Origin of the sequence: Burkholderia sp. JP2-270, from assembly GCF_003233675.1 — a bacterium.
GTDB classification, from domain to species: domain Bacteria; phylum Pseudomonadota; class Gammaproteobacteria; order Burkholderiales; family Burkholderiaceae; genus Burkholderia; species Burkholderia pyrrocinia_C.
Map to the genome: position 1 here is coordinate 3,217,499 of NZ_CP029825.1, position 26,106 is coordinate 3,243,604.

Genomic DNA, 26,106 nt, shown 5'->3' on the forward strand with positions numbered 1-26,106 from the left:
CGAGGGTCGGAAAATTTAGTCAACATGAAAGCAGCGCGCTTGTTTCATTTCGCATCGTTGTACACGGTCGCGCGCGATACGCCGAGATGCTGCGACACGATCTCCATCGCGCGGCGCACCTCGAGGAAGCCGTCGGCCTTCAGCGTCTGCATCAACTCGCGGCGCTGGTCGGTCTTCAGTTCGCGCGGCGTCGTCGCGAGGCGCGTGGCGAACGCGTCGATGCGTTGCCGGATCGAGTCCGCGCCGGCCGGGTCGAGCGTTTCGGCGACGGTTTCGCCATTCGTACTGCAGAACTGGTTCAGCATGCCCTGGAAGCCGCGGAACAACGTGACGTCGGCATTCAGGCACAGCGCGGCCACATAGCGCCCGGTCGAATCCTTGATGCCGATCGACGTGCTTTTCGCGGTGCGGCCATCGGCGAAGCGATTCGGGTAGTTCGCGAGCACTTGCGGGAAATCGTCGTCTTCGATGCGGGCGAGGCCGAGCTCGGTCGCGGGATCGCCGACCGCGCGTCCGGACAGGTTGTTGTGGATCGCGAGGATCGCGTGCTTCGGCGTGCGCAGGTCGTGGACCACGACCTCGGTGAACGGCGCGAACATCTCGCCGAGCCCTTCGGCGATGCGCTGTACCTGTTCGATCAGCGATGCCTGCTCCGATTGCGCTTTGTTCCGGGTGGTGGTCATGGTGGGTTCGCGCTCAGTGAGGCTTGCGGTTTCGGATCGATGCGGCGGCTTCGGGAAACGGTCAGCCGGCGTGTTCCTGGCCGTCCGCCGTTTCCGGCCGTGTGATGTCGGCCAGCAACGGGCGCGCGATCCGCACGTAGTCGGCCGCATCGAGCACGACCGAGCGGTCGAGGCGGCCCGCGTTGAATGCGATCTCGTCGTTGCGTTCGACCAGCGCGGGATCGACGACGAGCGTCACGTTGCCGTCGAACACGAACGGCGGCACGGCGCCCATCACGCAGCGGGTAACGGCGGCGGCGACGTCGGGTGAAGCGAGCGTCGCCTTGCGGCGGCCGACGGCATCGGCGACCTTGCGAAAATCGATCTTCAGGTGGCCGGGGATCACGGCGAGCGCGGTTGTGTCGCCGCCGTCCCTGAACGCGCACAGCATCGCTTTCGCGCCCTGTTCGGGGCGCGTGCCGCGGATCGCGGCGATTACGTCGGATTTACCTTCCGCCGGGTGCTCCAGCACGCGGAAACGGGCGCCGGACGTGGTCAGCAGGTCGCAAAGCGTGTCGAAAACGGGGTGGTCGTTCATGTCGCTCCGGGCAGGCTGGTCGATGGATTGTCCAATTATAGACGTTTTGTCACAAGGGCAGATGTCTATCGCTGAGCTGGCCCTTTGACGCACGCCGGATGTAACTGCGGTCACGGAGGATGACGAATCCTGACGGCGGATCAATTCGACTGCCGGGGTTGCATACGGAATCGTGGAAGCTAGACTGGAAGTTCCCCATGCAAACCATGGAGGGAGACATGACGACCATGACGACCATCTATGTCGTGAAGACCGGTGAGCAGTTCCTCTGCGCCGGTGAGGATGGCGATATCGGCATGGCACCGGTGATTGAAGACGCCATGTCCTTTCTGTCGTATGAGGAAGCAAAAAAAGCGGCGAACGAGAACGCCGACCCCGGATACGAAATCGTGGCCGTCGACATCACCGTTCGCTGACGCGGAGTTCGTTGCCGGGCGCTCGGTGATGGGGGGAACCAGCAATGTTGCTCGCTCCATGCGATATGGTGGCCGGTTGGCTGCGTCCAAAATCATCTGCGAACAGGCTACATTGCGCATCGAGATTCGCACGATGCGGCCAACCGAATACCGCGGCAGTGCGGGCGGCAGGGCCTCGCGAGCATGGTGCGGCGTTGTCCCGGTTCGGCCAAAACCCGTCCTTCGCACTGATCCGGGTGGGACATGTGAATGTCGGCTCGGCTACGAGGCTTTCGTCAATCAGTCAGTCTTCTCGCGCCAGACGTAGCAGGATGGCGGCGAGGGCACGAATTTTCGGTTGTGTCGCACGTTGGGGCGGATATACGAGGAAGTAAGAAAGGCCGTTTCGAACCACATCCCGAAACGGTGTCACCAGAGATCCCTCCCGAAGCCGGTCTCTTGCCATCCGCGGATCGCCTATTGCAATTCCGTGTCCTTCCGTCGACGCAGCGAGCGTCAATTCGAGGGTATCAAATACGAGTCCACGTCCCGTATCGATTTGGGGTGAGCCGACATGGTCAAGCCAGCATCGCCACTCTGCATGACTGGGGCCGGGATGGAGCAAATTGGCGTGCGCAAGGTCGGCTACGGATTGCAGTGATGTTGCCAATGCTGGCGCGCACATCGGTGTGAGTGTCTCATCGAATAACGGAATCGCTTCCATACCGGCCCACTGCCCGGTGCCCCGCACAACGATGGCATCGACGTCGGTCGCAGTGAAATCCGGAGTATCGTGCGCCGATGTCGAGATGCGGAGCTCCGTATCGTCCAGCGCGCCATGGATGTCCGGCAGCCGTGGGAGCAACCAGCGAATTGCAAACGTCGACGGTACCCTCAACGTGAGTACCGAGGTCGTCCCTGCATGGGTGTCGGCATGCCGAACCAGTTGAGTGAGAACGTTCACCGTGACCGTCAGCAGCGCGTTTCCTTCTGCCGTCAACGTCAGACCCGACGTGTGACGGACAAAGAGTGCGCACCGATAATGCGCTTCCAGCTGCTGGATCTGGCGGCTCACTGCGCCTTGCGTCCGGCATAGATGGTCTGCGGCCTTGCTGACGCTGCCAAGCTGCGCCGCTGCCACGAATGACTGAAATGCTGCCAACGGCGGCAGGGGGCGCGTAAGGTCAGCCAGCGGATATGCCTGCGCTGCATACCCGGATTGCGAATTTTTCGATTGTTCAGTCATCGGTGCGTCGCTATCGTGCGTCAACCGCACGCCCCATTCTTGCGAATGGACGGGTTGTCAACGAACGATCGGAGGAAAATTTTGAACTCAACGCCGGAATCACCATACCCGCAACGGGTTCGGGCCTACCTCCGGGAACTGGAGCGAGGCGATGTTGGCGCCATCTGTGCGTTGTTCGCGCCGGAGGCCCGGATTTTCTCGCCGTTTCTCGGCTGGATGCACGCTGAGCCCTTCTTTTCGAAGGTCGCTGCCGCATCGGGAGAGAGCAAGATTACACCAATCGATATCTGCGTTAGCGCGACCGGGGCTCGACGCGCGACGGGTTATTTCATCTACGACTGGGGCCTGAAAGACGGTTCCGCGGTGCGCTTCGAGTGCGTTGACGTGTTCGAGTTCGACGTCGCGGGGCTCATCGAGCGGATGATCATCGTCTACGACACCCATCCGATTCGCAGTACGGTCGGCGACAAGTACTCGTAGCCGAGCCGATGTGGGCCTGTAACGGGCGGCATTCTGCGGCGAATATCGCTCGATATGGACGGCCGGCGTCTGCGGGGGCTCCTCCGCGCGATGCTGGACATCCGCAGGTGGCGGATGTCCGGCTGGCGGGGCAAACGTTTTGGGATGAGACGGAATGACTGTGCGACCTCGGAACCTGCCGTCAACACAACTTGGTGTCGGCGGACCGGAACGGGTCGATCAGCGACATCCGCCCGAATTGTCGAAGAGCCCAAAAAATCGGGCCGACGACCCGCGATGGACGGCGCACCGCCGGCCCGCGACGGAACACAAGACGGAACCCGATGAGGGTAATCGAGCCGTGCGGCCCGCAGCCGCTACACCTTACCCCCGCACCGCCTTCACCACATACTGACTCGTCGGCACCACATCGATCTTGTCGAAATCGATAAAGCGCCCGCAGCTATCCATCATCTCGGCCACGTTGCGCTGAAACTTCTCGTCGTCGCCGACCGCATCGAAGAACGCATGCGGATCGGTCATCGCCGCAGCCGGGAAACATTCCTCGACGATCGCGTCGTAACCGGGCGCCGCATGCGTGAGCGCACGCACGATGACGTTCTGCACGTACAGGAAGTTATCCTGCGTATCGATCGCGACGCGCGTGTGATGGCCGTGCCACACATCGAGCCACGCCTCGTGCGTGAGGCGCGGCGGCCGCTTCAGGAACGCGAGCTGCGAGAAGCCGGCCGTGCGCTCGCCCGGCCGCGCCGGAAAGCGCGTGTTCGGAATCGGCTGCGATTCGGTGACGAGATACGCGGCCATGTGCGGGACGATCGCGCGCACCGCATCGTCGAACGGCTGGCGGAACATCGCGTTCGCGCTGTCGACCCACACCGCGACGATCCCGTCGATGCCCGGGTGCGTGTTGGTCTGCTTCAGGCCGGCGGCCGGCGCGACATCGGCATCGGCGACGTTCACCTGCACGCCGTGCGCGCCGAGCGACAGCAGCTTGTCGGCGAGCTGCGCGCGCACGGTGCGGCTCCACAGATCGGGCGCGGCCTGTGCGTCGCGCCACAACACGTAAATGACTTTCTCCATTGCTTCGGCTCCAGAGGGAAATGACGGGATCGGCGGCGCTGCCGCCGGGGTTCAGGAAGCGGTGACGGCCACACCATGTTCATCCGGCGCGAACCGGTTCGCGGTCAGCGTGAACGACGGCGGGATCGGCGACGTGACGGTTTCGAACAGCCGCTCGTGGCGCGTCGCATGAATGCGCCACACGCCGTCGCGTCTCACGTACTGGTCGTCGTAGAACGCGGTGCCGTGCAGCAGATAGTTGTCCTCGATATTGATCGCGTGATCCTCGAGAAACCACACGCCGCACGCGTGATCGGCGGACACCAGCGTGAGTTCGGGGTGATGGCCGTGATGCATCGTCAGGAAGGTCGGCTTGCCGATCAGCTCGCGCAGGCTCGACACGAACGCGTCGCGGCCGTCGTACGCATAGCGGCCGCCATACAGGCGCGCCTCGCAGTCTTCGGTCAGGCAATCGGCGAGCAATGACCAGTCGTGCGTATCGACCGCGCGGAAATACCGGTACTTCAGCTGCCGGATCTGCTCGTATTCATGGAGCGTGCGGGTCGTGTCGTCCATCGCCGTATCTCGTGGTGGTGTCGTTCGATGGTAGGAACGAAGCCGCCTGCATCACATCGTCTGTTCGGACGAAAGCCGTGCACGCATGCGCCTGCGATTCCGCGATGAACCGCGGGATTAATCCGAACGGGTGATGGCCGGTGCGTCGCGGGGCAGTAACGTGGCATCGACGCGGCGTTCGATCCGCGCCGGCACCGAACAAGGAGACGGGATGACCCTCATCGAATCGCTGGAAACGCGTGTGCGCAGGCTGGAGGATGCCGATGCGATCCGCCGGCTGAAGGCGCGCTATTTCACGTGCTGCGACCGCAAGGACCCGCAAGGAATGCGCGACTGCTTCGCGCCCGGCCGCGTGCACGTCGACTATGGCCGGATCGGCACGTTCGACACGCGCGACGCACTCGTCGACGTGTTCGAGCGGCTCGGCTGCCATCCGAACATCGTCGAGATGCACCACGGCGTGAATCCCGATATCGCCGTGCTCGACGACACGCATGCGCGCGGCACGTGGGGGCTGCACTACCAGATGATCGACACGAACGCGCGCACGCTCACGCAGCTCGGCGCGTACTACGACGACGAATACCGGAAGGTCGACGGCGAATGGAAGATCGCGGGCACGCGCTGCGTCGTCACGTCGATGCTGTCGGCGCGCTACGAAGGCGATGCGCCGGGCGTGCTGTTCGCCGGCGCACAGCCGCCGGCTGCATGACGCACGTAATCGCCACGCACGTGGCCGACATTCCACAGGAGACATCGAACATGACACAGAACCACGATGCGCCGATCGCCGTCGTGACGGGCGCATCGCGCGGCGCGGGCAAGGGCATCGCGCGCGCGCTCGGCGCGGCCGGCATGACCGTCTACGTGACGGGCCGTTCGCAGCACGAAGGCGATGCGCCGCTGCCCGGCACGATCCACGAGACCGCGCGCGAGATCGACGCGCTCGGCGGCCGCGGGATCGCGGTGGCCTGCGACCACGCGGACGACGCGCAGGTGAAGGCGCTGTTCGAGCGTGTCGAACGCGAAAGCGGGCGGCTCGACATCCTCGTCAACAACGCGACCTACCTGCACGACCAGTTGATCCTGCCGGGCCCGTTCTGGGAGAAGTCGCTCGACCTCGTGAACATCCTCGACGTCGGGCTGCGCTCGGCCTATGTCGCGAGCTGGCACGCGGCGCCGCTGATGGCGAAGCGCCGCAGCGGGCTGATCGCGTTCACGTCGTCGTTCGGCGCGAGCTGCTACATGCACGGCGCGGCCTACGGAGCGCAGAAATCCGGCGTCGACAAGTTCGCGAAGGACATGGCCGTCGACCTGAAACCGTTCGACGTGGCGGCCGTATCGATCTGGATGGGCCCGCTGCGTACCGAGCGCACGACGCGCGTGTGGGACGAGCATCCGGATCTCTACAAGGAATTCTCGCTCGTTGCGGAAAGCCCGGAATTCACGGGCCGCGTGATTCACGCGATCCATGGCGATCCGCAGCGCATGGCGCTGTCGGGGCAGGTGCTCGTCGGCGCGGAAGCCGCGTTGCAGTACGGCATCGCCGATCTCGACGGCAAGCAGCCGCCGTCGTATCGCGATTTGCTCGGCGGGCCCGTGCAGGCCCATCCGGCGATCGTCGCTTAAGGAGCGCACATGGGCATCCTGAAGGGCAAGGTCGCGCTCGTGACGGGCGCGGGGCAGGGCGTCGGCCAGGGCGTCGCGCATGCGCTCGCAGCCGAAGGCGCGCACGTCGCGGTGGTCGGCCGCACGCACGGCAAGTTGATTGCCACCTGCGATGCGATTCGCGCACGCGGCGGTGTCGCGGAGCCGTTCGTGTGCGACGTGATGGACGCCGCGCAGATCGTGCATTGCGTCGACGATGTCGTCGAGCGGTTCGGCGGCGTGCAGATCCTGGTCAACAACGCGCAGGTCGTGCCGCTCGGCCGCCTGCTCGACGTGACGGATGCGGATTTTCTTGCGGGGCTCGAATCGGGGCCGATCGCGACGCTGCGGATGATGCGCGCGTGTCATCCGCATCTGAAAGGCGACGGCGTGATCGTCAATTTCGCGTCGTCGGCCGCGGTGCGCTGGGACGCGTCGGGTTACGGCGCGTACGCGGCGACCAAGGAAGCGATTCGTGCGCTGACGCGCTCGGCAGCGTGCGAATGGGGCGCGGACGGCATCCGTGTGAACGCGGTCGCGCCGCACGCGTTGTCGCCGGGCCTGAAAGGCTGGGTCGATGCGAATCCGCAGGAGGCCGCCGCGTTTTTCCGCACGATTCCGCTCGGCCGCGTGGGCGACTGCGAGCAGGACATCGGGCGCGCGATCGTGTTTCTCGCGAGCCGCGATGCCGCGTACCTGACGGGCGCGACGCTGCCGCTCGATGGCGGGCAGGCTTACTGGGGCTGACGGCAAAGGACTAACGGCACAAGCCGCGCACCAATCATGAGCCCGGCGCGCACGCACACGCTCGCGCGTGGCCGCCGGCAAACCGGAATCGAAGAGAGGACGACATGGGTCGACTGGAAGGAAAGGTAACGATCGTCACGGGCGGCGCGCGCGGGATGGGCGCGGCGACGTGCAGGCTGTTCGTCGAAGAGGGCGCGCGCGTCGTGATCGGCGACGTGCTGGACGTGGAAGGCGAAGCGCTCGCGCGCGAACTCGGCGACGCGGCGCGCTTCATGCGCCTCGATGTCGCCGACGAAGGGCACTGGGCGCGCGTGGCCGAGGCGACGGTCGAGCAGTTCGGCCGCATCGACGTGCTCGTCAACAACGCGGCCGTGCTGACGTTCGGCGGTATCACCGAGTTGTCGAAGCGCGATTTCGAGCGCGCGGTATCGATCAACCTCGTCGGCACGTTCGTCGGTATCCGCACGGTCGCGCCGCGCATGATCGCGCAGAAGAGCGGGTCGATCGTCAATATCTCGTCGGTGGACGGGCTGCGCGGCGTGAACGCGCTGGCCGCGTACGTATCGAGCAAGTGGGGCGTGCGCGGGCTGACGAAGGTCGCTGCGCTCGAACTCGGCCACCAGGGCGTGCGCGTGAACTCGATCCATCCGGGCGGCGTGAACACCGCGATGTCGAACCCGACCGGCGCACCGCTCGAGGAGATCAACAAGCACTATGTGAACGTGCCGCTGCAGCGCGTCGGCCTGCCCGACGAGATCGCACGCGCGACGCTGTTCCTCGCGAGCGACGAAGCGTCGTACTGCAACGGTGCGGAACTGGCGGTCGACGGCGGGATGGCGGCGGGCGCGTATTACCCCGGATTGCCGGGCGCGCCGTTTTGAGCAGTGGCGTACATCACGCGTTGGGGCCGGATGTTTGTGTACGCAACCTAATTCAGGGTTTGCCTGAGTAGCGAAAACGAGAATTCGCCGGGCGCGCGTGTGCAATTTTCATGCGCGCAGCCGGCAGGTCGAACTTGCCGCTTTCGCCAAACGCTTGTCCGACGGACGTTCCCCGCGTTTCGTCCCCGACAGCGATCGCATCGACGCAGTCGAAATGACTTGCCGGCAACGCATGTGCCTGTACGTCGTGACAGTTGTTTCTTGTTGCAACGCAATGCCCGCTCGATAACGGCGATGGTATGCTGGCCGGCATGGAAGTTGTAAGGCAGGTTGCTGGCATGGCGAAACTCGCGTTCGCATCTTCTAACGAGACATCACATCCTCTCGCCCGCATCGCGGCATCGACACGCGCACAGCTCGCGTGCCCCGCGTTGCGCGTTGCTGCGTCCTGCATTCCGATCGCATTTCCCATCTGGCGGGTTCACCCCGCATCCCCCATCCCCGCCCAATAATCTGGAGACATCCCCATGTCACAAAACAATCTGGCCGAAGCAACGCACGGCCCGCTGATCGTTCCGCCGGCTTTCGTCAAGCATCGCAAGCTGATCGACTGGGTGTCGCGCATCGCGGCGCTCACGGAGCCCGATCGCGTCGTGTGGTGTGACGGTTCGCAGGAAGAATACGACGCGCTGTGCCAGGCAATGGTCGACCAGGGCACGCTCACGCGCCTGAACCCGGCGAAGCGCCCGAACTCGTATCTCGCGCAATCCGATCCGTCCGACGTTGCGCGTGTCGAAGATCGCACGTTCATCTGCGCGGCATCGCGCGACGACGTCGGCCCGACCAACAACTGGGTCGAGCCCGCGGAAATGCGCGAGACGCTCAACGGCCTGTTCCGCGGCTCGATGCGCGGCCGCACGCTGTACGTGGTGCCGTTTTCGATGGGCCCGCTCGGCTCGCCGATCGCGCACGTCGGCGTCGAACTGTCCGACAGCCCGTACGTTGTGGCGAACATGCGGATCATGACGCGCATGGGCCGCGACGTGTACGACGTGCTGGGCGAGGACGGCGCATTCGTGCCGTGCGTGCACAGCGTCGGCCATCCGCTCGAGGCGGGCGAGCAAGACGTGCGGTGGCCGTGCAACCCGGTCAAGTACATCGTGCATTTCCCCGAGACGCGCGAGATCTGGAGCTTCGGTTCGGGCTACGGCGGCAACGCGCTGCTCGGCAAGAAGTGCTTCGCGCTGCGCATCGCGTCGACGATGGGCCGCGACCAGGGCTGGCTCGCCGAGCACATGCTGATCCTCGGCGTGACGTCGCCGGCCGGCAGGAAGTATCACGTCGCGGCCGCGTTCCCGTCCGCGTGCGGCAAGACCAACTTCGCGATGCTGATTCCGCCGCAGGGCTTCGACGGCTGGAAGGTCACGACGATCGGCGACGACATCGCGTGGCTGAAACCGGGCCGCGACGGCCGCCTGTATGCGATCAACCCGGAAGCCGGCTTCTTCGGCGTCGCACCGGGCACCGGCGTGAAGACCAATCCGAACGCGATCTCGACGCTGAAGGAAAACGTGATCTTCACGAACGTCGCGCTGACGGAAGACGGCGACGTGTGGTGGGAAGGGCTGACCGACACGCCGCCCGCGAAGCTGACCGACTGGCAGGGCAACCCGTGGACGCCGGAAATCGGCAAGGAAACCGGCCGCAAGGCCGCTCATCCGAATTCGCGCTTCACGGCGCCGGCCGCGCAGTGCCCGTCGATCGACGCGGACTGGGAAAACCCGGCCGGCGTGCCGATCGACGCGTTCATCTTCGGCGGCCGCCGCTCGACGACGGTACCGCTCGTGACCGAGGCGCGCGACTGGGTCGAAGGCGTGTACATGGCCGCGACGATGGGCTCGGAGACGACCGCCGCGGCGGTCGGCCAGCAGGGCATCGTGCGCCGCGACCCGTTCGCGATGCTGCCGTTTTGCGGCTACAACGTGAGCGATTATTTCGCGCACTGGCTGCAGCTCGGCAAGCAGCTCGAAGGCGCGGGCGCCACGTTGCCGAAGATCTACTGCGTGAACTGGTTCCGCAAGGACGCGAACGGCAAGTTCGTATGGCCTGGCTTCGGCGAGAACATGCGCGTGCTGAAGTGGATGCTCGACCGTCTCGAAGGCACCGGCGGCGGCGGCGAGCATGCGTTCGGCGTGTCGCCCGCTTATGAAGACCTGCACTGGGACGGGCTCGACTTCACGCGCGAGCAGTTCGATGCGGTGACGTCGATGAACGCCGACGAATGGCGCGAGGAACTGAAACTGCACGCGGCGCTGTTCGACATGCTGAAGCTGCGGTTGCCGGCTGAAATGACCGACACGATGAAGAAGATCGAACAGCGCCTCGGCGCCTGACGACCCGCATCGGCGCATCGACACATTGATGCCTCGACCCTGACGTCCCGCTGCCGGCATCCAGCGCCTGCGGCGGGACGTTTTTGCATCGATGCCGCTTACTGCGCGCTGCAATGCGCGACGACTTCGTCGACCGCGCGCTGCACATCGCCGCGCCGGTAGCGCAGCAGTGCGATATCGGCCGGATCGGGCTCGTACGACACGACATTGCCGCGCCCCGTGTAGATCGCGATGTCGGGCAGTAGCGGATGCTCCTGATCGAGCGACGGCACATCCCGCGGGTTGCCGGCCGCGCGGAAGAACGCCGCGAAGTAGTCGGCGAAGCTGAGATTCTCGTCGCCGACGAGGTACGCCTTGCCCGCTTCGCCGCGCTGCAGTGCGCCCCAGATCGCTTCCGACAGCGATTGCGTCGAGATGAAGTTGCTGCCGCCGGCCGGTCCGTATACGGGCAGCCCCGCGAGCCGGCCCTGCGCATAACCCGTGTACGCGGCGAACATCTCGTTGCGCAGCCCCGGCACCGATCCGACCACGAACGGCGCATTGACGCTGCACACCGCGAACGACGGCGTCGCGAGCGCGCGCACGCGTTCGTCGGCGAGATGGCGCGAGCGCACGTACGGCGCGGTATCGACGAGTGCGGGCGCGACCTGCGGATAGAAACTGCCGACCAGCACCGCGCGCTTCGCGCCCGCGTCGCGCGCGAGCGCGAAGAAGCGCGGCACCGCGTCTACGTTCGCGCGTTCCCAGTGCGCGGCTTCGTCGGTGCCGGGCGGCAGGTGGCGGATGTCGTTGCCGGCCGCGAACACGACCGCGTCGAACGGCGCGAGATCGTCGCGCGTGAAGTTGCCGGCCACGTAGTCGCGCAGCAGCACGTCGAACTGCGCGAGCGCGCTGCCGGCCGCGGGCGGCTTGCGCGCGGCGAGCGTGACATGGTTGCCCTGCGCGCGCAGGTGCAGCGCGGCGTGGCCGCCGATGAGGCCGGTACCGCCGACGATCAGGATTTTCATGGTGTCTCCGGTGGCGGCGCAGGTGCGCCGCGAGAAATAAACGGGGAAGCCGCAAGCGCGTGCGCTGCGTCGCTCAGAAATTGAAGCCGTTGCCCGTGACGACGGGCATGTTGGTCCAGAAGCCGTTCGGGTCGCGATACCAGCCGGCCGCCGCGAGCGCGCCGCCGTCGACGTGCAGCGTCGTGCCGGTGACCCATGCGGCGAGCGGGCTCGCGAGGAACAGCGCGGCGCCCGCGATGTCGCCGGCCGCACCGAAGCGTCCGAGCGGAATCCAGCGCGGGATGTGGTCATGGTGTTCGGCCGCGACCATCGCGCTGACGGGCACCTGCGGCGTCTCGGTGGTTTCGGGCGCGATCTGGTTCACGCGGATGCCGGCCGGCCCGAGCTCGAGCGCGAGGCTTTTCGTGAAGCCGGTCAGCGCAGCCTTGAACGACGCGTACACGGTGCAGTTCGGAATCGCGCGAAAGCCCTCGATCGACGACACACCGACGATGCTGCTGCCCGCGCCGCGCTTGCGCAGCAACGGCAGCATCGCACGCGTGACGATGAACACCTGGCGCAGGTTCACGTCGAACAGCCGCGCGATGTCGTCGTCGGTGCAGTCGTCGAACGGCTTCGCGATCTGCAGGAAATCGCCGACGTTGTTGACGAGCACGTCGAGGCCGCCGAAGCGCGCGTCGATTGTCCGCGCGAATGCGTCGAGCTCGTCGCGGCGCGTGACGTCCACGGTGCCGACGAGCGCGTCGACGCCCGCCGCTTCGAGCGCCTGCCTCACGTCCTGCGCGCGCACCGCGTCGATCTCGGCCACGGCCACGCGTGCGCCGGCCGCGCCGAACGCTTCCGCACAGGCGCGGCCGATGCCCGCGCCACCGCCGGTGACCAGCACGGTCTTGCCGGTAAATGAAATCATCGAAGGATTCCTCTGAATGGGAAAGCGCCGTGCCGCGTCACAGCGACGACACCAGTTGTGCGTTGTCGATCCGCAGCTCCGCGCCGTTCACGAAACGCGATTCGTCGGACGCAAGGAACAGCACGAGATTAGCGACGTCCAGCGGGTCGCACATGCGCGCCATCGGATCGCTGCCGATGCCGAGCGCGGCCGGATCGAGATCGGGCAGCAGCGCCTGCGTCATCGGCGTCCAGATCCCGTCCGGATGGATCGAGTTGCAGCGGATCCGGTAGCCGCTGCGCTTGCAGTGCACGGCGACGCTGCGCGCGAGCGCCGTCACCGCGCCTTTCGATCCGGTATATGCGCACATCATCGGCAGCCCGCCGAGCGCGGCGACCGACGACATCATCACGATCGAGCCCGGCGTGTCGTTGCCCTTCATCGCGCCGATCGCGTATTTGCAGCCGAGGAAATAGCCGTCCGCGTTGGTGCGCATCACGCGCCGCCACGTGTCGAGGCTCGTGTCCTCGATCGAGCCGACCGGGCAGATCGCAGCGTTGTTGACGAGCACGTCGAGACGGCCGAAGCGCTCGAGCGTCGACGCGATCGCGTGCCGCCAGCCGTCTTCGTCGGCGATGTCGTGACGCACGAACAGCGCCGCGTCGCCGATCTCGCGTGCGAGCGCACGGCCCGCGTCCTCGTCGATGTCGGTCAGCACGACGCGTGCACCTTCGGCGGCGAGCAGCAGCGCATCCGCGCGGCCGACGCCGCTTGCCGCGCCGGTGACCAGCGCGACCTTGTTTGCGACTCGATTCATGGTCGGTCGAATTCCTTTGACGTTGAAAGAAGGCGGGCGCTCATGCGGCGCCCGGCGCGCGGCCGGCCTTGACCGCATCGAGCGCGGCCGCGCCGTAGATCTGCGCGATCGTGTCGTCGACGCGCGGGTTCGTGCGCAATTCGTGGCCGCCGTCGACCGCGAAGCTCTGGCCGGTCACCCAGCCCGACTCGGGGCCCGCGAGATAGCGCACCGCATGCGCGATTGCTTCCGGTTCGCCGAGCGTGGCGAGCGGGATCTGTTCGAGAAAGCTGTCGACGAGCGCGCGATCGTCGAACATCGGTGCGGTCGCTTCGGAGCGCGTGAGGCCCGGACGCACCGCGTTCACGCGGATCTTCGCGCCGGCCAGTTCCTCGGCCGCGCCGCGCACGAGCGCTTCGAGGGCGGCTTTCGCGGCGCAGTACGCGGACAGCCAGCGGAAATTGATCCGCGCGGCGGTCGACGAAATGCAGACGATCGCGCCGCCGCCGCTGTCGGCCAGCCGTGGTGCCGCATGACGGATCGCGGCGAACGCGCTGTGCAGGTTCAGGTCGATTTCCGCGTGGAAAGTGTCGGCGTCGTGCAGCAGCAGCGGCCGGAACCCGGCGCCGCCGACGGTCGGCACGACGATGTCGAGGCGGTCGTCGAGCGCCCACGCGCAGTCGAGCGCGGCCTGAAGGTCGGCTTCGTCTCATGCGTCGCCCGCGTGGATCGCGACGCGGCTGCCGGGCACCACGTCGGTCAGTTGCCGCTGCGCGCGTTCGAGTGCGTCGCGGCGGCGGCCCATCAGCACGACGGCCGCGCCGTCGGCGACGAGTGCGTGCGCGCAGGCCGCGCCGATGCCGCCGGCGCCGCCCGTCACGAGCGCGGTGCGGCCTTCGAGGGGAACAGAGGTGCGCATCGTTCAGCCCTCCAGCGGCAGGTCTTGCGACCAGTCGACGTGCAGCGTGCGCGCGGCGTAGCGCCACGTGGCGCCGTCGAACACGCAGCGGTCGCGATAGCGCAGCCCCCAGTCGAGCTTGCGCTTCACGCCGTCGCGCACGTAGACGTGACACGCGACGCCGTAGGTCTCGACGTCGGCCTCGCCGCCGTCGAGCGTGACGAGCTGGTTGTGTACGTGATGCTGGGTCGTCTCGTAGCGCTCGATCACGCGCATGCCCGCGACGATCGCATCGCGGCTGTCGAAGCGGAAGCCGGGGCCGGCGAGGGTCGCATCGGCGGTGAAGAGGGACGTGAGGCGCGGCCAGTCGCGCCGGTCGACGCCTTGCGCGTAGCGGCACGCCAGTTCGTACAGCGCATGGCGGGGATTCGAATCGGTCATGCAGTACTCCCGTTGAAGGACGGAAAGAGTCGGCCGCGCCGCGAGTGCAGACGCGGCGGCATTGCGACGTCGATGCGCAGGTTCGCATCGGACCGATCGAGACTCATCACCCATACGGAGCAGGGCGAGGGTCGGGGAAAACACCGGGGTGGGCCGCCGCGCGCCATGCGATGGCATGTCGATGGTGCGATGCGGCGGACGATGTGCGGCATGCATCCGACGATTGACGCGGCCGGTCGCGAAAGGTGCGCGACGTGCCGCGTTTGGGCGACGCATGCGAATCCGTCGCCTGCGATGGTGCGATGCGGCATGCCGCGCGGCGTCCGCTCGGCGTTTGCCCCTAGTCGGAATGGACGATGGCCGGCGGCCGGGCGCTGGCTACCGTGCAGTCATCCGGCGCGGCATGCGATGCGCGCCGGACACGAACCGCACGAGCGGCCAACCGGAGGGGACGACGATCATGAGACTGACGACTCGCAAGCTGTGCGTATTGGCGATGGGCACGTTCGCGGCCATGGCAATGGCGCGATACGGAGCGGACCAGGTCCCGTCGCCGCCGTATGCGGCCGGCATCCTGCAATGCCGTTCGGTCGACCCGAATGGCCTGCCGACCGGTTGCGTGCCGATCGATCCGTCGCACTTCGGTTTCGCCGCGTTGCGCGGTATGTGACGCCACCGCGGCCATGCGCCGCGCAGTCCGGACCCGCCGCGCAGTCGTTGCGTATTGGGCAGGCTGCGCGGCCGGTCCCGCTTCGTGCCGTACGACTTCCACCGCGCCCGACACGGCGCACGGCTTGTATCAGCGCCGCCGCGTGCTTGCATCAGCGACGCGAAAACGCGACTCGGTGACAACGTACCAACCTCGGCGTCAGTGGGGCCAACCCGGCAGACCGGCACCACGCCCGTCGCTTTCCGCAGATTTCCTTCACGCTGACCCATTCCCCATGTCATCAGACTATTCCCTGACCCGCCCCGTGAACGTCCGCGACGTGCATCGCTGGGACGCCGAACACGACGTCGTGATCGTCGGCTTCGGCGCGGCCGGCGCCTGCGCGGCGATCGAAGCCGCGAGCGCCGGCGCCGACACGCTGATCGTCGAACGCGCATCGAGCTACGGCGGCACGAGCGCGCTGTCGGGCGGCGAGATCTACCTCGGCGGCAGCGGCGGCACGCCCGCGCAGCGGCAGGCCGGCTTTACCGACGATACCGAGGACCTGTACCGCTACCTGATGCTCGCCGGCGGCCGCGACGCCGACGACGCGAAGGTGCGCCTCTACGCGAACGAGAGTCTTGCACACCACGACTGGCTCGTCGCGCAGGGTCTCCGTTACAAGAACACGTTCATCGCCGAGCGGATCGTCGAACCGGAAACCGACGACTGCCTGATCTGGTCGGGCAGCGAGGAAGCCTGGCCGTTCAGCGAGGCCGCGAAACCGTGCCCGCGCGGTCACACGCCGCAATGGCCGGGCTGGGGCGGCGGGCAGGTGCTGATGCGTGTGCTGGCCGAACGGGTGGCGGTGCTCGGCGTCGCCACGCGCTACGACACGCGCGCGCTCGCGCTGATCGTCGACGACGGCGGCACGGTGCGCGGCGTCGTGCTGCGCGCGTATGGCGAGACTGTGTTCGTGCATGCGCGTGGCGCGGTGATCCTGTGCGCGGGCGGCTTCGCGATGAACCGCGACATGGTGCGCCGGCATGCGCCGCAGTTCCTGCGTTCGGACGAGCCGATCGGCAGCCCCGGCGACGACGGTTCGGGCATCCTGCTCGGCCAGAGCGCGGGCGGTGCGGCGATCCACATGGACCAGGGTTTCGTCAGCCTGCCGTTCTACGCGCCCGAATCGCTGATCAAGGGCATTTTCGTGAACGCGCGCGGGCAGCGCTTCATCAACGAGGACGGTTATCACGGCCGCACGGGCCATCATGCGTTCCACCAGGCCGACGACCGGATCTACCTGCTCGTCGACCACGCGATGTACAGGGAACCGCCCGCGATCGCGCGGATCGGCATCGCGGCGGCCGGCGAAACGTGGGAGGAAGTCGAACGCGATCTGCTGATGCCGGCCGGCACGCTGACGGCGACCGTCGACGTGTACAACCGCCATGCGGCCGACGGCGCCGATCCGCTGTTCCACAAGGCGAGGAAGTGGCTGCAGCCGCTGATCGAGCCGCCGTTCGTCGCGCTGGATTGCCGGATCGACTACGCGTTTTATCCGCATTTCACGCTCGGCGGGCTCGACACGCTGCCGACCGGCCAGGTGCTCGATGCGGCGCGCGCGCCGGTGCCGGGCCTCTATGCGGCCGGGCGCACTACGTGCGGGCTGCCGCGCTGGGGCGCAGGCTACAGCTCGGGGCTGTCGCTGGCCGATGCGACGTTCTTCGGCCGCCAGGCCGGCCGTCATGCAGCGCACGCGGTGCGCGACGCATTGCGCAGCGTCGCGTAGCGCAGCCGCAAATGCACGACGCCCCGGGCAATCGATCGCTTTGCCCGGAGCGTCGTCGTTTCAAGCGGTGAAACGGCCAAGCGTCCAACCCGCCGTCAGCCGAGATCGAGCGCGTTCGTGAGATCGCCCGGCGGCGTCTCGCCGCGCGCGGCGAACGCGTTGTCGCGCGCGGCCACGCCGTCGAGCGGCGCGAGCCCGTGCACGCGGCTGATGAAGCGCAGGATCGAGTTCGTGTCGTACAGCGTGTGATCGACGAAGCCCTTCTTCGCGAACGGCGAGATCACCAGCGCCGGAATCCGCGAGCCCGGCCCCCAGCGGTCGCCGACCGGCGGCGCGACGTGATCCCACCAGCCGCCGTTCTCGTCGTGCGTCATCACGATCACGGTGTTGTCCCATTGCGGCCCGCGCCGGATATGGTCGATCACGGTCGCGATGTGGCGGTCGCCCGATTCGATGTCCGCGTAGCCCGCATGCATGTTCAGGTTGCCCTGCGGCTTGTAGAACGTGACAGCCGGCAGGCGGCCCGCGTCGATGTCGGCGATGAAGCGGTTCGTCGACGGTTCGTCGCCGAGCCCTGCATCACGAAGGTGCCGCTGGCGCGCGGCGGTGCCCGGCGCGTAGTTGCGGAAGTAGTTGAACGGCTGGTGGTGGTACTGGAAATCGGGCACGGTGCCCGTGTCGCGATGCTCGAGCGCGTATTGCCACGCGCCGCTGTACCACGCCCAGTCGATGTTCTTCTCCGACAGGCGATCGCCGATCGTCGCGTAGCCCTGCGGCGGCAGCACGCGATGGTCGTCCGGATCCGCATACGCGGCGTTGCCCGGGTCGGGCGGCGGCACGTAGCTCGGCTGGTACGGCGGCGCCATCGTGTTCACGCCGTAGCCGTCGGGCGTCAGCGGGCCGTCGCCCGCGAACTTCGGCGGGCCGTCGAGCGCGGATGCCGGTGAATCGGCGGCGAGCGCGAGGCGCGTGCCGGCCGGATCGTCGCCTTCGACCTTCGACAGCAGCTTCGCCGCATGCGGATGCTTGTGCGGGTCCGGATACAGCGGCGCCTGCGCGGAGATCAGGAACATGTGGTTCAGCCAGGAACCGCCGAAAGCCGCCATGAAGAAGTTGTCGCACAGCGTGTACTGGCGCGCGAGATTCCACAGCCGCAGCGTGTCGGCCGAATTGCGGTAATGGCCCATCACGAGGCCGCCCGAATCGGCCCACGCGGCGAACTGGTTGTTGCGGCCGGCCGCGATCTGCATCTGGTTCTGGTAGAAGCGATGCCACAGGTCGCGCGTGATCACGCCGTTCGGCAGCGGCTTGCCCTGCGCGTCGGCGATCCGGAACGGTGCGTTCGGCAGCTTGTCGATGTCGCGCTCGGCGATCGCGTAGCGCTTGCCGTCCACTTCCTGCGCCTGCGGCACGAGCCCGCCCCAGATCTTCGGCAGCACGGGCAGCGGGGTCTTGCCGTCGCGGTCGAGCTGCTGCGCGTGCTCGGGCCGCACCTCGCTCAGCGGATGGCGCACGCCCGGGAAATCGCCGTACAGGTTCGCGAAGCTGCGGTTTTCCGCATAGATCACGACGATGTGGCGCACGCGCTGGCGCAACGCTTCATCGATGCGCAGGTCGGCGGCGGTGCGCGGCGTGCTGCCCGGCGTGGTTTCGCAGCCGCCGAGCGCGACACCGGCACCGAGCGCGGCGAGGCCGCCGAGTACGCGGCGGCGGTCGGGATCGGCGGGAAGGTCGTCGGGGCGATCGGGGGTGTCGGTCACGTCGGGGGCTCCTCGAATGGGCAGGTTGGCGGTGTCGTTCGATACGCGGCCGCGTCGCTCGGGCTGCCGCGATGCGAAACGGACAGCAACGGCCGGCGTCGCGCAAAAGCAGGTGCGGCGCAACTGTCACACAAATGTCATGAACGCGACTATAACGCGGCGAGTGCCGCCGATGAAAGGTGTTTGTCGGACGATTCGACTCGCGCGGCGGCCGATGCGCGACGCCCGCGCGCGAGCTAGACTGAATTCAGGGGCGGCGCGTCGCGGCGTGCCGCCCGGGCGAGGATCGCCCGACGGTGCCGGCCGACGGCGCCGCCGCGGCGTCATCGATGCGACGAAACGAGGCGACACAGCGAGACGACGATGACGCGGATGGATGCCGCTTCCGCATGGCTGCCGATGCCGCGTACCGGTCGTGCGCGGTTGTCCGAGTGAGTGCGCGCCGCACCGCGCGTGCGGCAGGCCCGATGCCATGGACAAGAAATTCGACTACCCGGGATTGCTGATCGCGGCGGGCTTCTTCGTCCTGTTCGCCGCGCAGTTGCTGATGCTGCACCCGGCGTCGGCGTCGATCGCGTACAGCGATTTCCACCGTCTCGTCGCCGCGCGGCTCGTCGACGATCTCGAGGTCGGCCCCGTGTCGATCACGGGCACGCTGAAGATGCCGCAGGCCGGCACGATGCTGCCGGCGTCCGAAGCCGCGGCCGTGCAGCAGGCCGGCGCGCCGTGGCGCTTCACGACCAACCGCGTGACCGACGAGCACCTGACCGACACGCTGACCGCCGCCGGCATCCGCTATCACGGCACGCCCGACACGGGCTGGATCGCGTCGCTTGCTTCGTGGCTGCTGCCGCTCGTGCTGTTCGTGTTCGTGTGGAACATGATGCTGCGCAGGCGCGGCGGGCTGCAGGACTTCACCGGGATGGGCAAGAGCCGCGCGCGCGTGTACGTGCAGCAGGAAACCGGCATCACGTTCGACGACATCGCGGGCATCGACGAGGCGAAGGCCGAACTGCAGCAGCTCGTCTCGTTCCTGCGTAACCCCGACCGCTACCAGCGGCTCGGCGGCAAGATTCCGAAGGGCGTGCTCGTGGTCGGCGCGCCGGGCACCGGCAAGACGCTGCTCGCGCGTGCGGTGGCCGGCGAGGCGGCCGTGCCGTTTTTCTCGATCAGCGGCTCGGCGTTCGTCGAGATGTTCGTCGGCGTCGGCGCCGCGCGTGTGCGCGACCTGTTCGAGCAGGCGCAGCAGAAGGCGCCGTGCATCGTGTTCGTCGACGAGCTCGATGCGCTCGGCAAGGTGCGCGGCGTGGGCCCGATGTCGGGCAACGACGAACGCGAGCAGACGCTCAACCAGCTGCTCGTCGAGATGGACGGCTTCCAGGCCGGCTCCGGCGTGATCATCATGGCCGCGACGAACCGGCCGGAGATTCTCGATCCCGCGCTGCTGCGGCCGGGCCGCTTCGATCGTCACATCGCGATCGACCGGCCCGACGTGAACGGCCGCCGGCAGATCCTCGGCGTGCACGTGAAGCGCGTGAAGCTTGCGCCCGAGGTGGATCTCGGCGAACTCGCGTCACGCACGCCGGGCTTCGTCGGCGCCGATCTCGCAAACGTCGTCAACGAGGCCGCGCTGCATGCGGCCGAGCTCGGCAAGCAGGCGATCGGCATGGCCGACTTCGACGAGGCGATCGACCGCGCATTGACGGGCCTCGAGCGCAAGAGCCGCGTGATGAACGCACAGGAGAAGCTGACCATCGCGTATCACGAGGCCGGTCATGCGCTCGTCGCGGAAAGCCGCGCGCATTGCGATCCGGTGAAGAAAGTGTCGATCATTCCGCGCGGCGTCGCCGCGCTCGGCTATACGCAGCAGGTGCCGACCGAGGATCGCTACGTGCTGCGCAGGAGCGAGCTGCTCGACCGGATCGACGCGCTGCTCGGCGGGCGCGTCGCCGAAGAGCTCGTGTTCGGCGACGTGTCGACTGGCGCGCAGAACGATCTCGAACGTGCGACCGCGATGGCGCGCCACATGGTCATGCAGTACGGGATGAGCGAGAAGATCGGGCTCGCGACGTTCGACGACGGCGATGCGCGCCAGGGCATGCCCGGCGCGTGGCATGCGGGCGCCGGGCGCTGCAGCGAGCATACGGCACGGATGATCGACGACGAGGTGCACGCGCTGCTGGCCGACGCGCATGCGCGGGTCGCGGCGACGCTCGGCGAACGTCGCGATGCGCTCGAACGCATCGCGCGACGGCTGCTGCAATGCGAAGTGCTCGAACGCGATGTGCTGCAGGCGCTGATCGACGGGCGCATCGAACCGTCGTCCGCGGCAGCGGCAGCCGACAGAGATGCCGGCCCGCGCGGCGATGCGCTCGCGCCGGAGCAGGCGTCGGCGGTCGAGCGCGATTTCGTCGCGTACGGGCCGCCGCGCGAGCCCGAGCGCTGAACGCGCCGCAATCCTGCGGCCGGCGCGTGTCGATGCGGCGATGCGCCGGAATTCCTTTCCCTCTTTCCAGCTACGGAGTCGCCATGAGCGAGGCGCACGTATCGGTCGAAGTCGCGCAGCAGGCGCGATTCGGCTTCGAAGTCACGTTTGCCGGCACGACGCTGTCGCCGGTGCTCATCGATGAACCGCCGCCGCTCGGCGATGGGCGCGGGCCGAACCCGATCCGGCTGCTTGCCGCTTCGGTCGCGAGCTGTCTCGCGGCGAGCCTGCTGTTCGCGCTGAACAGGCAGCATGTCGATCCGCAGCCGGTCACCGCGCGGATCGACGTCGACATGGCGCAGAACGAAGCGGGCAGGGTGCGCGTGGGCGCGATGGCCGTGCGGCTGTCGATCGGCAAGACGTGGGCCGATCTCGCGGCGGCGACGCGCGTGCTCGATCAGTTCGATGCGTATTGCGTGGTGACCGAGAGCATACGTGCGGGTATCCCGATCTCGGTCGATGTGTGCGACGTGAACGGCGCGGCGCTCGAATACGCGGCGACGGATATGTGAGTGCGGTCAGTGCTCGGTGGCCGCCGCGACTTCGGCTGCTTCGGCGAGCGCTTCGAGAAAACGCGTGCGCCACCAGTGCACGTCGGTCTTGCGCACGATCGCCATCAGCGCGGAGTGACGCTGGCGGCGTTCTTCGAGCGGCATCGCGAGCGCGCGCTGGATCGCCTGCGCGGTGCCTTGCGTGTCGTACGGATTGACGAGCAGCGCCGGCTTCAACTGCTCGGCCGCGCCGGCGAAGCGCGACAGCACGAGCACGCCCGGGTCGGACGCGTCCTGCGCGGCGAGGAATTCCTTCGCGACGAGGTTCATCCCGTCGCGCAGCGGCGTGACGAGCGCAACGCGGCTCGCGCGATACAGGCCCGGCAGGCGCTTGCGTGCGACGGTGCGGTGAATGTAGCGCATCGGCATCCATTCGAGTTCGCCGTAGTCGCCGTTGATCGCGCCGCACAGGCTGTCCATCTCGCGCCGCAGGTCGTCGTATGCGCCGAGATCCTCGCGGCTCGGTGCGGCGATCTGGATCAGCGTCGCGCGGTTGCGGTTCTCCGGATACTGCTCGAGCAACTGGCGGAACGCATGCACGCGCTGCGGCAGCCCCTTCGTGTAGTCGAGCCGGTCGACGCCGACCAGCAACTGGCGGCGCGAATATTCATCGCGCATCCGGTCGAACATGTCGATGCCGTCGCGATCGCGGGCGAGCGACTCGAACTCGTCGACGTTGATGCCGATCGGAAACGCGCCGGCCGACAGCGTGCGGCCGAACGCGCGCAGGCGGCCGTCCGGCAGCCGCGCGGCACCGGCTTCCGCTTCGACGTAATGCTCGAAGTGGAGCAGATCCGATTCGGTCTGGAAGCCAACGAGGTCGTACGCGAACAGCGAGCGCATCAGCCATTCGTGTTCGGGGATCGCGGCCATGATCGGCGGCGGCGGCATCGGGATGTGCAGGAAGAAGCCGATCGGGTTCGTGCAGCCCATCGCGCGCAGCTCGGCGGCGAGCGGAATCAGCTGGTAGTCGTGCACCCAGACGACGTCGTCGGGCCGCAGCAGCGTGCGCAGCTTGCGCGCGAACAGCTGGTTCACGCGCCGGTAGCCGTCGGCGAAGCGCCGGTCGAACTGCGCGAGATCGAGCCGGTAGTGGAACACCGGCCACAGCACGTTGTTCGAATAGCCGAGGTAGTAAGCGTCGTAATCCTGCGGGTCGAGGTCGATCGTCGCGAGCTGGATCCCGCCGACGTTCTGGATCTGCACCTCTTCGCCCTGCGAGGGCTGATCGTCGGCGCCGCGCAGCCTGCCGCTCCAGCCGAACCAGACGCCGCCGGTTTCCTGCAGGCTGTCCTTCACGGCGACGGCGAGGCCGCCGGCCGCGGCTTTACGGGGATCTGCGATGCGATTGGATACGACGACGAGACGGCTCACCAGCTCTCCTGACGATTGTTGGGGGAAGGTTCGTGCGGCCGGGGCGCGAAGCGGACGCCGCCATCGGCGCGCTGCGCGCGATGGGGCCGCAATGCGATCGGACGGGAATCAGGGCACGCGATTCGCCATCCGAACGGGGAGTGCTCTTTTTAGGATACTCGTCATTCGCCAGTTTTAAAAGTCTGCATCGGCGCAGCGGAAACGGCGAGATGCGGCACGATGTGCGCCGCATCTCGCGACGGGCGGGGCCGCACCTTGCGCGGACGAACGCCGTGTGCGCAACGGGCGGCGGGCCGCACGGTACTCAGAAGGTAGTGCGCAACCCGGCCATCACGCTGCGGCCGCCTTCGGGCGCGAAGCCGCGCACGACCGAAGTCGAATAGCGGATTTCCTGGTTCGTCAGGTTGTCGCCGCGCAGGTACGCGAGCCAGTGCGTCGCGCCGACGCGGAACCTGTAGGTCAGCATCACGCCCAGCGACGTATAGCCGTCCGTCGAGAAGTCGTTGTCGGGCACGCGATGCTGCGACCACGCGTGCGTGACCTGCGCACGCGCACCGAACGGGCCGTAGCCGTAGTCGGCCGCGAGCGTCGCGCGCAGCGGCGCGATGCGCGGCAGCGGCTGGCCCGTGTCGACGTTGCGCGCGTGCGTGTAGTCGGCCGTCAGTTCCAGGTCGACCGTATGGCCGCGCCGCGAGAACGCGCGCCATTTGCCGTCCAGCTCGATGCCGTAGAACTCGGCGCGCACGCCGCGATAGATCGCCTCGTTCAGCGAACCGTCGGCGCCGGGCGCGACGGGCTCGCCGTCGTCGTTCACGACGCGGCCGGTGTTGTATTCGGTCAGGTAGTTCGAGAAGCGGTTGTAGAACACGCCGACGCTGCCGCGGTTCGGGCCGCCCGCATAGCGCAGCGACAGGTCGGTCGACACGGCCTTTTCCTTCGATGCGTTCGGGTTGCCGATCAGGAACTGGCCGGTCGCATCGTGCGGGCCGTTCGAATACAACTCGTAGAAGGTCGGCGCGCGTTCGGTGTACGCGACGTTCGCCGCAACCGACCACACGGGAGTCAGCGAGAACAACGCGCCGGCCGACAGGCTGCCCGCGTTGAAATCGCGCGGCTGCGCACCCGCGAATTTCTCGACGCCGGCCGGATCGGGATCGACCTTCACATGCTCGAAGCGGCCGCCGAGGCTCAGCTTCAGCGCGGGGACGACCTGCCATTCCTCGAGGCCGAACAGCGCGACGCTGTTCGTGCGGGTGGACGGCACGAGCGTCTCGTCGCCGAGCGCGGAGAACGTGTTCTGGCCGAACTGCACGCCGATCGCGCCTTCGAACGGGCCGATCCTGCGATGCCGCGCCTCGATGCGCGCTTCGTAGCCGCGGTTGCGGAAGGTGGTCGCCGTCTCGCCGTTGTCGACTTCCTTGTGGCGGTAGTCGGTGTACGCGAAATCGAATTTCAGCTTCGTGAACGGCCCGCTCAGGTTGCGCACCTCGGACGCGAGCGCGAGGCGTTCCTGGCGCATCCGCAGCCGCACGTCGCTCTCCGCGACGGAGCCGTAGTTCGATTCGTAGCCGCTGTACGACAGGCCCGCGAAGCCGTCAGCCCACGTATACGACGCGCCGACCGCGCCGCCGTGCACGCGGCCGTCGCTGTTCGGCACGCTGCCTTCCGGCTGCGGCGTGTCGGGGCCGTCGATCGCGCGTTGCGCGCTGCTGCGTGCGTAGCCGGGAATCCGCAGCTTGCTCGTTTCGCGGTCGAACGCGTCGACGTGGAACGCGAAGCGGCCGTTGCCGCCTTCGACCTGCGCGGCGCCCGCGCGCACTGAATTCGCGCCGCCGTAGCGCGCGTCGAGCGCACCCGTCACGCCTTCGATCGCTTCGCGCGGAATCCGGTTGTCGATCGTGTTGACGACGCCGCCCACTGCGTTGCCGCCATACAGCAGCGCGGCCGGGCCGCGCACGATCTCGACGCGTTCGATCGACAGCGGATCCTGCGGCACCGCATGGTCGTACGACAGCGACGACGCGTCGTAGGATGCGACGCCGTTCTGCAGCAGCCGAATCCGGTCGCCGTCCATCCCGCGGATGATCGGGCGGCCGACCATCGGCCCGTAGGTGGTGGTCGACACGCCGGGCAGCCCGTTCAGCGTTTCGCCGAGCGAATCGGCCTGGCGACGCGTCAGCGCGTCGCCGGAAAGCTGGACGGTCGGCGAGATCAGTTCGGTATCGCCGAGCGGGTTCGCGGTGACGAAGATCGGCGCGAGTGCGGTGCCCGAAGGCGTGCCTGACGCGGCGCGTGCATCGGTCTGCGCGTGCGCGGCGGCGGCGAGCAGCATCAGCGAAAGGGGCGAAAGCGGGCGAAGCGGTAGACGAGGGAGGTCGCGCATGGTCGGTGAATCGGTTGGAATCGGATCGGATAACGAGCGATGCGGATCACGGCTGGATACGATATATTGTTGCGTCAATGACGCGCGGTGACCCGTTGGAACATGGCTCGGCGACGCTCGGCCGCCCGGGAGGAAAGGCGTCAGGCGGACGAGCACTCGAAATGATATGTTATATCATTTCGAATTCCAAGCCGGATGTCGGCGGTGCGTACGGCTTCCGTCGGGTCGTCGAAATATCGGCTTAAGCGGAAGGCGTTCCGGCCGATGAGCGCCTGCGAGTGCGACCGGGTGCGGCGTGGAGCCAAGCGTGGCGCGCCCGACCGTGCTGCGCCGCCGCGCCGCCGCGCCGCCGCGCGACGCGATGAAGCAGCCGCGATCGCCGGATGGCGCGCATCGC

23 protein-coding genes and 1 pseudogene are annotated in these 26,106 nt (G+C 67.5%); 11 read left to right on the forward strand and 13 right to left on the reverse strand.

Annotated features, from left to right (window positions below):
- Positions 1–44 precede the first annotated feature (44 nt).
- Together DM992_RS32735 and DM992_RS32740 are read right to left on the reverse strand one after the other, a co-directional pair.
- Positions 45–683 carry a helix-turn-helix transcriptional regulator gene (locus tag DM992_RS32735; RefSeq protein ID WP_111020231.1) on the reverse strand — a complete coding sequence of 213 codons (639 nt, stop codon included), beginning with the start codon at positions 681–683 and terminating at the stop codon, positions 45–47.
- 61 nt (positions 684–744) lie between these two features.
- The gene (locus DM992_RS32740; RefSeq protein WP_111020232.1) at positions 745–1,260 is read right to left on the reverse strand and encodes a YbaK/prolyl-tRNA synthetase associated domain-containing protein; all 516 of its coding nucleotides are present in this window, start codon (positions 1,258–1,260) and stop codon (positions 745–747) included.
- 227 nt (positions 1,261–1,487) lie between these two features.
- Here DM992_RS32740 and DM992_RS32745 point away from each other — a divergent pair, with 227 nt between their 5' ends.
- Positions 1,488–1,676, forward strand: a complete 189-nt coding sequence (locus DM992_RS32745; protein ID WP_111020522.1) for a hypothetical protein — start codon at positions 1,488–1,490, stop codon at positions 1,674–1,676.
- 283 nt (positions 1,677–1,959) lie between these two features.
- Here the strand turns inward: DM992_RS32745 and DM992_RS32750 are convergent, their stop codons facing one another.
- Complete coding sequence (locus tag DM992_RS32750) at positions 1,960–2,901, reverse strand: LysR substrate-binding domain-containing protein (protein WP_111020523.1); 942 nt, start codon at positions 2,899–2,901, stop codon at positions 1,960–1,962.
- Between the two features lie 81 nt (positions 2,902–2,982).
- Here DM992_RS32750 and DM992_RS32755 point away from each other — a divergent pair, with 81 nt between their 5' ends.
- Positions 2,983–3,381: a nuclear transport factor 2 family protein gene (locus tag DM992_RS32755; RefSeq protein WP_204356151.1), complete on the forward strand. Its 399-nt coding sequence runs from the start codon at positions 2,983–2,985 to the stop codon at positions 3,379–3,381.
- A gap of 363 nt (positions 3,382–3,744) precedes the next feature.
- On the opposite strand, the gene DM992_RS32760 is transcribed toward DM992_RS32755, so the two are convergent.
- Together DM992_RS32760 and DM992_RS32765 are read right to left on the reverse strand one after the other, a co-directional pair.
- Positions 3,745–4,461, reverse strand: coding sequence for an EthD domain-containing protein (locus DM992_RS32760; protein ID WP_111020234.1), 717 nt, complete (start codon positions 4,459–4,461; stop codon positions 3,745–3,747).
- Between the two features lie 51 nt (positions 4,462–4,512).
- Complete coding sequence (locus DM992_RS32765) at positions 4,513–5,016, reverse strand: nuclear transport factor 2 family protein (protein WP_111020235.1); 504 nt, start codon at positions 5,014–5,016, stop codon at positions 4,513–4,515.
- A gap of 211 nt (positions 5,017–5,227) precedes the next feature.
- Here DM992_RS32765 and DM992_RS32770 point away from each other — a divergent pair, with 211 nt between their 5' ends.
- The 5 genes from DM992_RS32770 to DM992_RS32795 all read left to right on the forward strand — a co-directional run bounded on the left by DM992_RS32770 (position 5,228) and on the right by DM992_RS32795 (position 10,684).
- On the forward strand, positions 5,228–5,728 hold the full coding sequence (locus tag DM992_RS32770) for a nuclear transport factor 2 family protein (RefSeq protein ID WP_111020524.1): 501 nt from the start codon (positions 5,228–5,230) through the stop codon (positions 5,726–5,728).
- Between the two features lie 50 nt (positions 5,729–5,778).
- Positions 5,779–6,645: an SDR family NAD(P)-dependent oxidoreductase gene (locus DM992_RS32775; protein WP_111020525.1), complete on the forward strand. Its 867-nt coding sequence runs from the start codon at positions 5,779–5,781 to the stop codon at positions 6,643–6,645.
- 9 nt (positions 6,646–6,654) lie between these two features.
- Positions 6,655–7,410, forward strand: coding sequence for an SDR family oxidoreductase (locus DM992_RS32780; protein ID WP_111020236.1), 756 nt, complete (start codon positions 6,655–6,657; stop codon positions 7,408–7,410).
- A 104-nt stretch (positions 7,411–7,514) separates the two neighbouring features.
- A complete protein-coding gene (locus tag DM992_RS32785; RefSeq protein ID WP_111020237.1) occupies positions 7,515–8,291 on the forward strand; it encodes a glucose 1-dehydrogenase in 777 nt (258 codons plus the stop codon).
- A gap of 527 nt (positions 8,292–8,818) precedes the next feature.
- Positions 8,819–10,684, forward strand: coding sequence for a phosphoenolpyruvate carboxykinase (GTP) (locus tag DM992_RS32795; protein WP_111020238.1), 1,866 nt, complete (start codon positions 8,819–8,821; stop codon positions 10,682–10,684).
- Between the two features lie 98 nt (positions 10,685–10,782).
- On the opposite strand, the gene DM992_RS32800 is transcribed toward DM992_RS32795, so the two are convergent.
- From DM992_RS32800 to DM992_RS32820, 5 genes and pseudogenes are all read right to left on the reverse strand, one after another.
- Positions 10,783–11,691 (reverse strand): NAD-dependent epimerase/dehydratase family protein, encoded by a 909-nt coding sequence (locus tag DM992_RS32800; RefSeq protein WP_111020239.1) that lies wholly within the window; start codon positions 11,689–11,691, stop codon positions 10,783–10,785.
- A 73-nt stretch (positions 11,692–11,764) separates the two neighbouring features.
- Positions 11,765–12,598 (reverse strand): SDR family NAD(P)-dependent oxidoreductase, encoded by an 834-nt coding sequence (locus DM992_RS32805; protein ID WP_204356189.1) that lies wholly within the window; start codon positions 12,596–12,598, stop codon positions 11,765–11,767.
- A gap of 40 nt (positions 12,599–12,638) precedes the next feature.
- The gene (locus DM992_RS32810) at positions 12,639–13,397 is read right to left on the reverse strand and encodes an SDR family oxidoreductase (RefSeq protein WP_111020241.1); all 759 of its coding nucleotides are present in this window, start codon (positions 13,395–13,397) and stop codon (positions 12,639–12,641) included.
- 40 nt (positions 13,398–13,437) lie between these two features.
- Positions 13,438–14,295: pseudogene (locus DM992_RS32815) on the reverse strand (SDR family oxidoreductase).
- Positions 14,296–14,298: 3 nt separating this feature from the next.
- Positions 14,299–14,715, reverse strand: coding sequence for a nuclear transport factor 2 family protein (locus tag DM992_RS32820; RefSeq protein WP_111020242.1), 417 nt, complete (start codon positions 14,713–14,715; stop codon positions 14,299–14,301).
- A gap of 460 nt (positions 14,716–15,175) precedes the next feature.
- Here DM992_RS32820 and DM992_RS32825 point away from each other — a divergent pair, with 460 nt between their 5' ends.
- Both DM992_RS32825 and DM992_RS32830 read left to right on the forward strand, forming a co-directional pair.
- On the forward strand, positions 15,176–15,385 hold the full coding sequence (locus DM992_RS32825) for a hypothetical protein (protein ID WP_047903855.1): 210 nt from the start codon (positions 15,176–15,178) through the stop codon (positions 15,383–15,385).
- Positions 15,386–15,659: 274 nt separating this feature from the next.
- Positions 15,660–17,156 carry an FAD-dependent oxidoreductase gene (locus DM992_RS32830; RefSeq protein WP_111020243.1) on the forward strand — a complete coding sequence of 499 codons (1,497 nt, stop codon included), beginning with the start codon at positions 15,660–15,662 and terminating at the stop codon, positions 17,154–17,156.
- 95 nt (positions 17,157–17,251) lie between these two features.
- Here DM992_RS32830 and DM992_RS32835 read toward each other — a convergent pair whose 3' ends face one another.
- Positions 17,252–18,916, reverse strand: coding sequence for an acid phosphatase (locus DM992_RS32835; protein ID WP_162631782.1), 1,665 nt, complete (start codon positions 18,914–18,916; stop codon positions 17,252–17,254).
- Between the two features lie 472 nt (positions 18,917–19,388).
- On the opposite strand from DM992_RS32835, the gene ftsH reads away from it, so the two are divergent.
- Both ftsH and DM992_RS32850 read left to right on the forward strand, forming a co-directional pair.
- Positions 19,389–21,362: an ATP-dependent zinc metalloprotease FtsH gene (gene ftsH, locus DM992_RS32845; protein WP_111020244.1), complete on the forward strand. Its 1,974-nt coding sequence runs from the start codon at positions 19,389–19,391 to the stop codon at positions 21,360–21,362.
- An 83-nt stretch (positions 21,363–21,445) separates the two neighbouring features.
- Positions 21,446–21,913 carry an OsmC family protein gene (locus tag DM992_RS32850; protein ID WP_111020245.1) on the forward strand — a complete coding sequence of 156 codons (468 nt, stop codon included), beginning with the start codon at positions 21,446–21,448 and terminating at the stop codon, positions 21,911–21,913.
- Positions 21,914–21,919: 6 nt separating this feature from the next.
- Here DM992_RS32850 and otsA read toward each other — a convergent pair whose 3' ends face one another.
- Positions 21,920–23,326: an alpha,alpha-trehalose-phosphate synthase (UDP-forming) gene (gene otsA / locus DM992_RS32855; RefSeq protein WP_111020246.1), complete on the reverse strand. Its 1,407-nt coding sequence runs from the start codon at positions 23,324–23,326 to the stop codon at positions 21,920–21,922.
- Positions 23,327–23,630: 304 nt separating this feature from the next.
- Positions 23,631–25,709 carry a TonB-dependent receptor gene (locus DM992_RS32860; protein WP_239511395.1) on the reverse strand — a complete coding sequence of 693 codons (2,079 nt, stop codon included), beginning with the start codon at positions 25,707–25,709 and terminating at the stop codon, positions 23,631–23,633.
- Between the last annotated feature and the right edge of the window lie 397 nt (positions 25,710–26,106).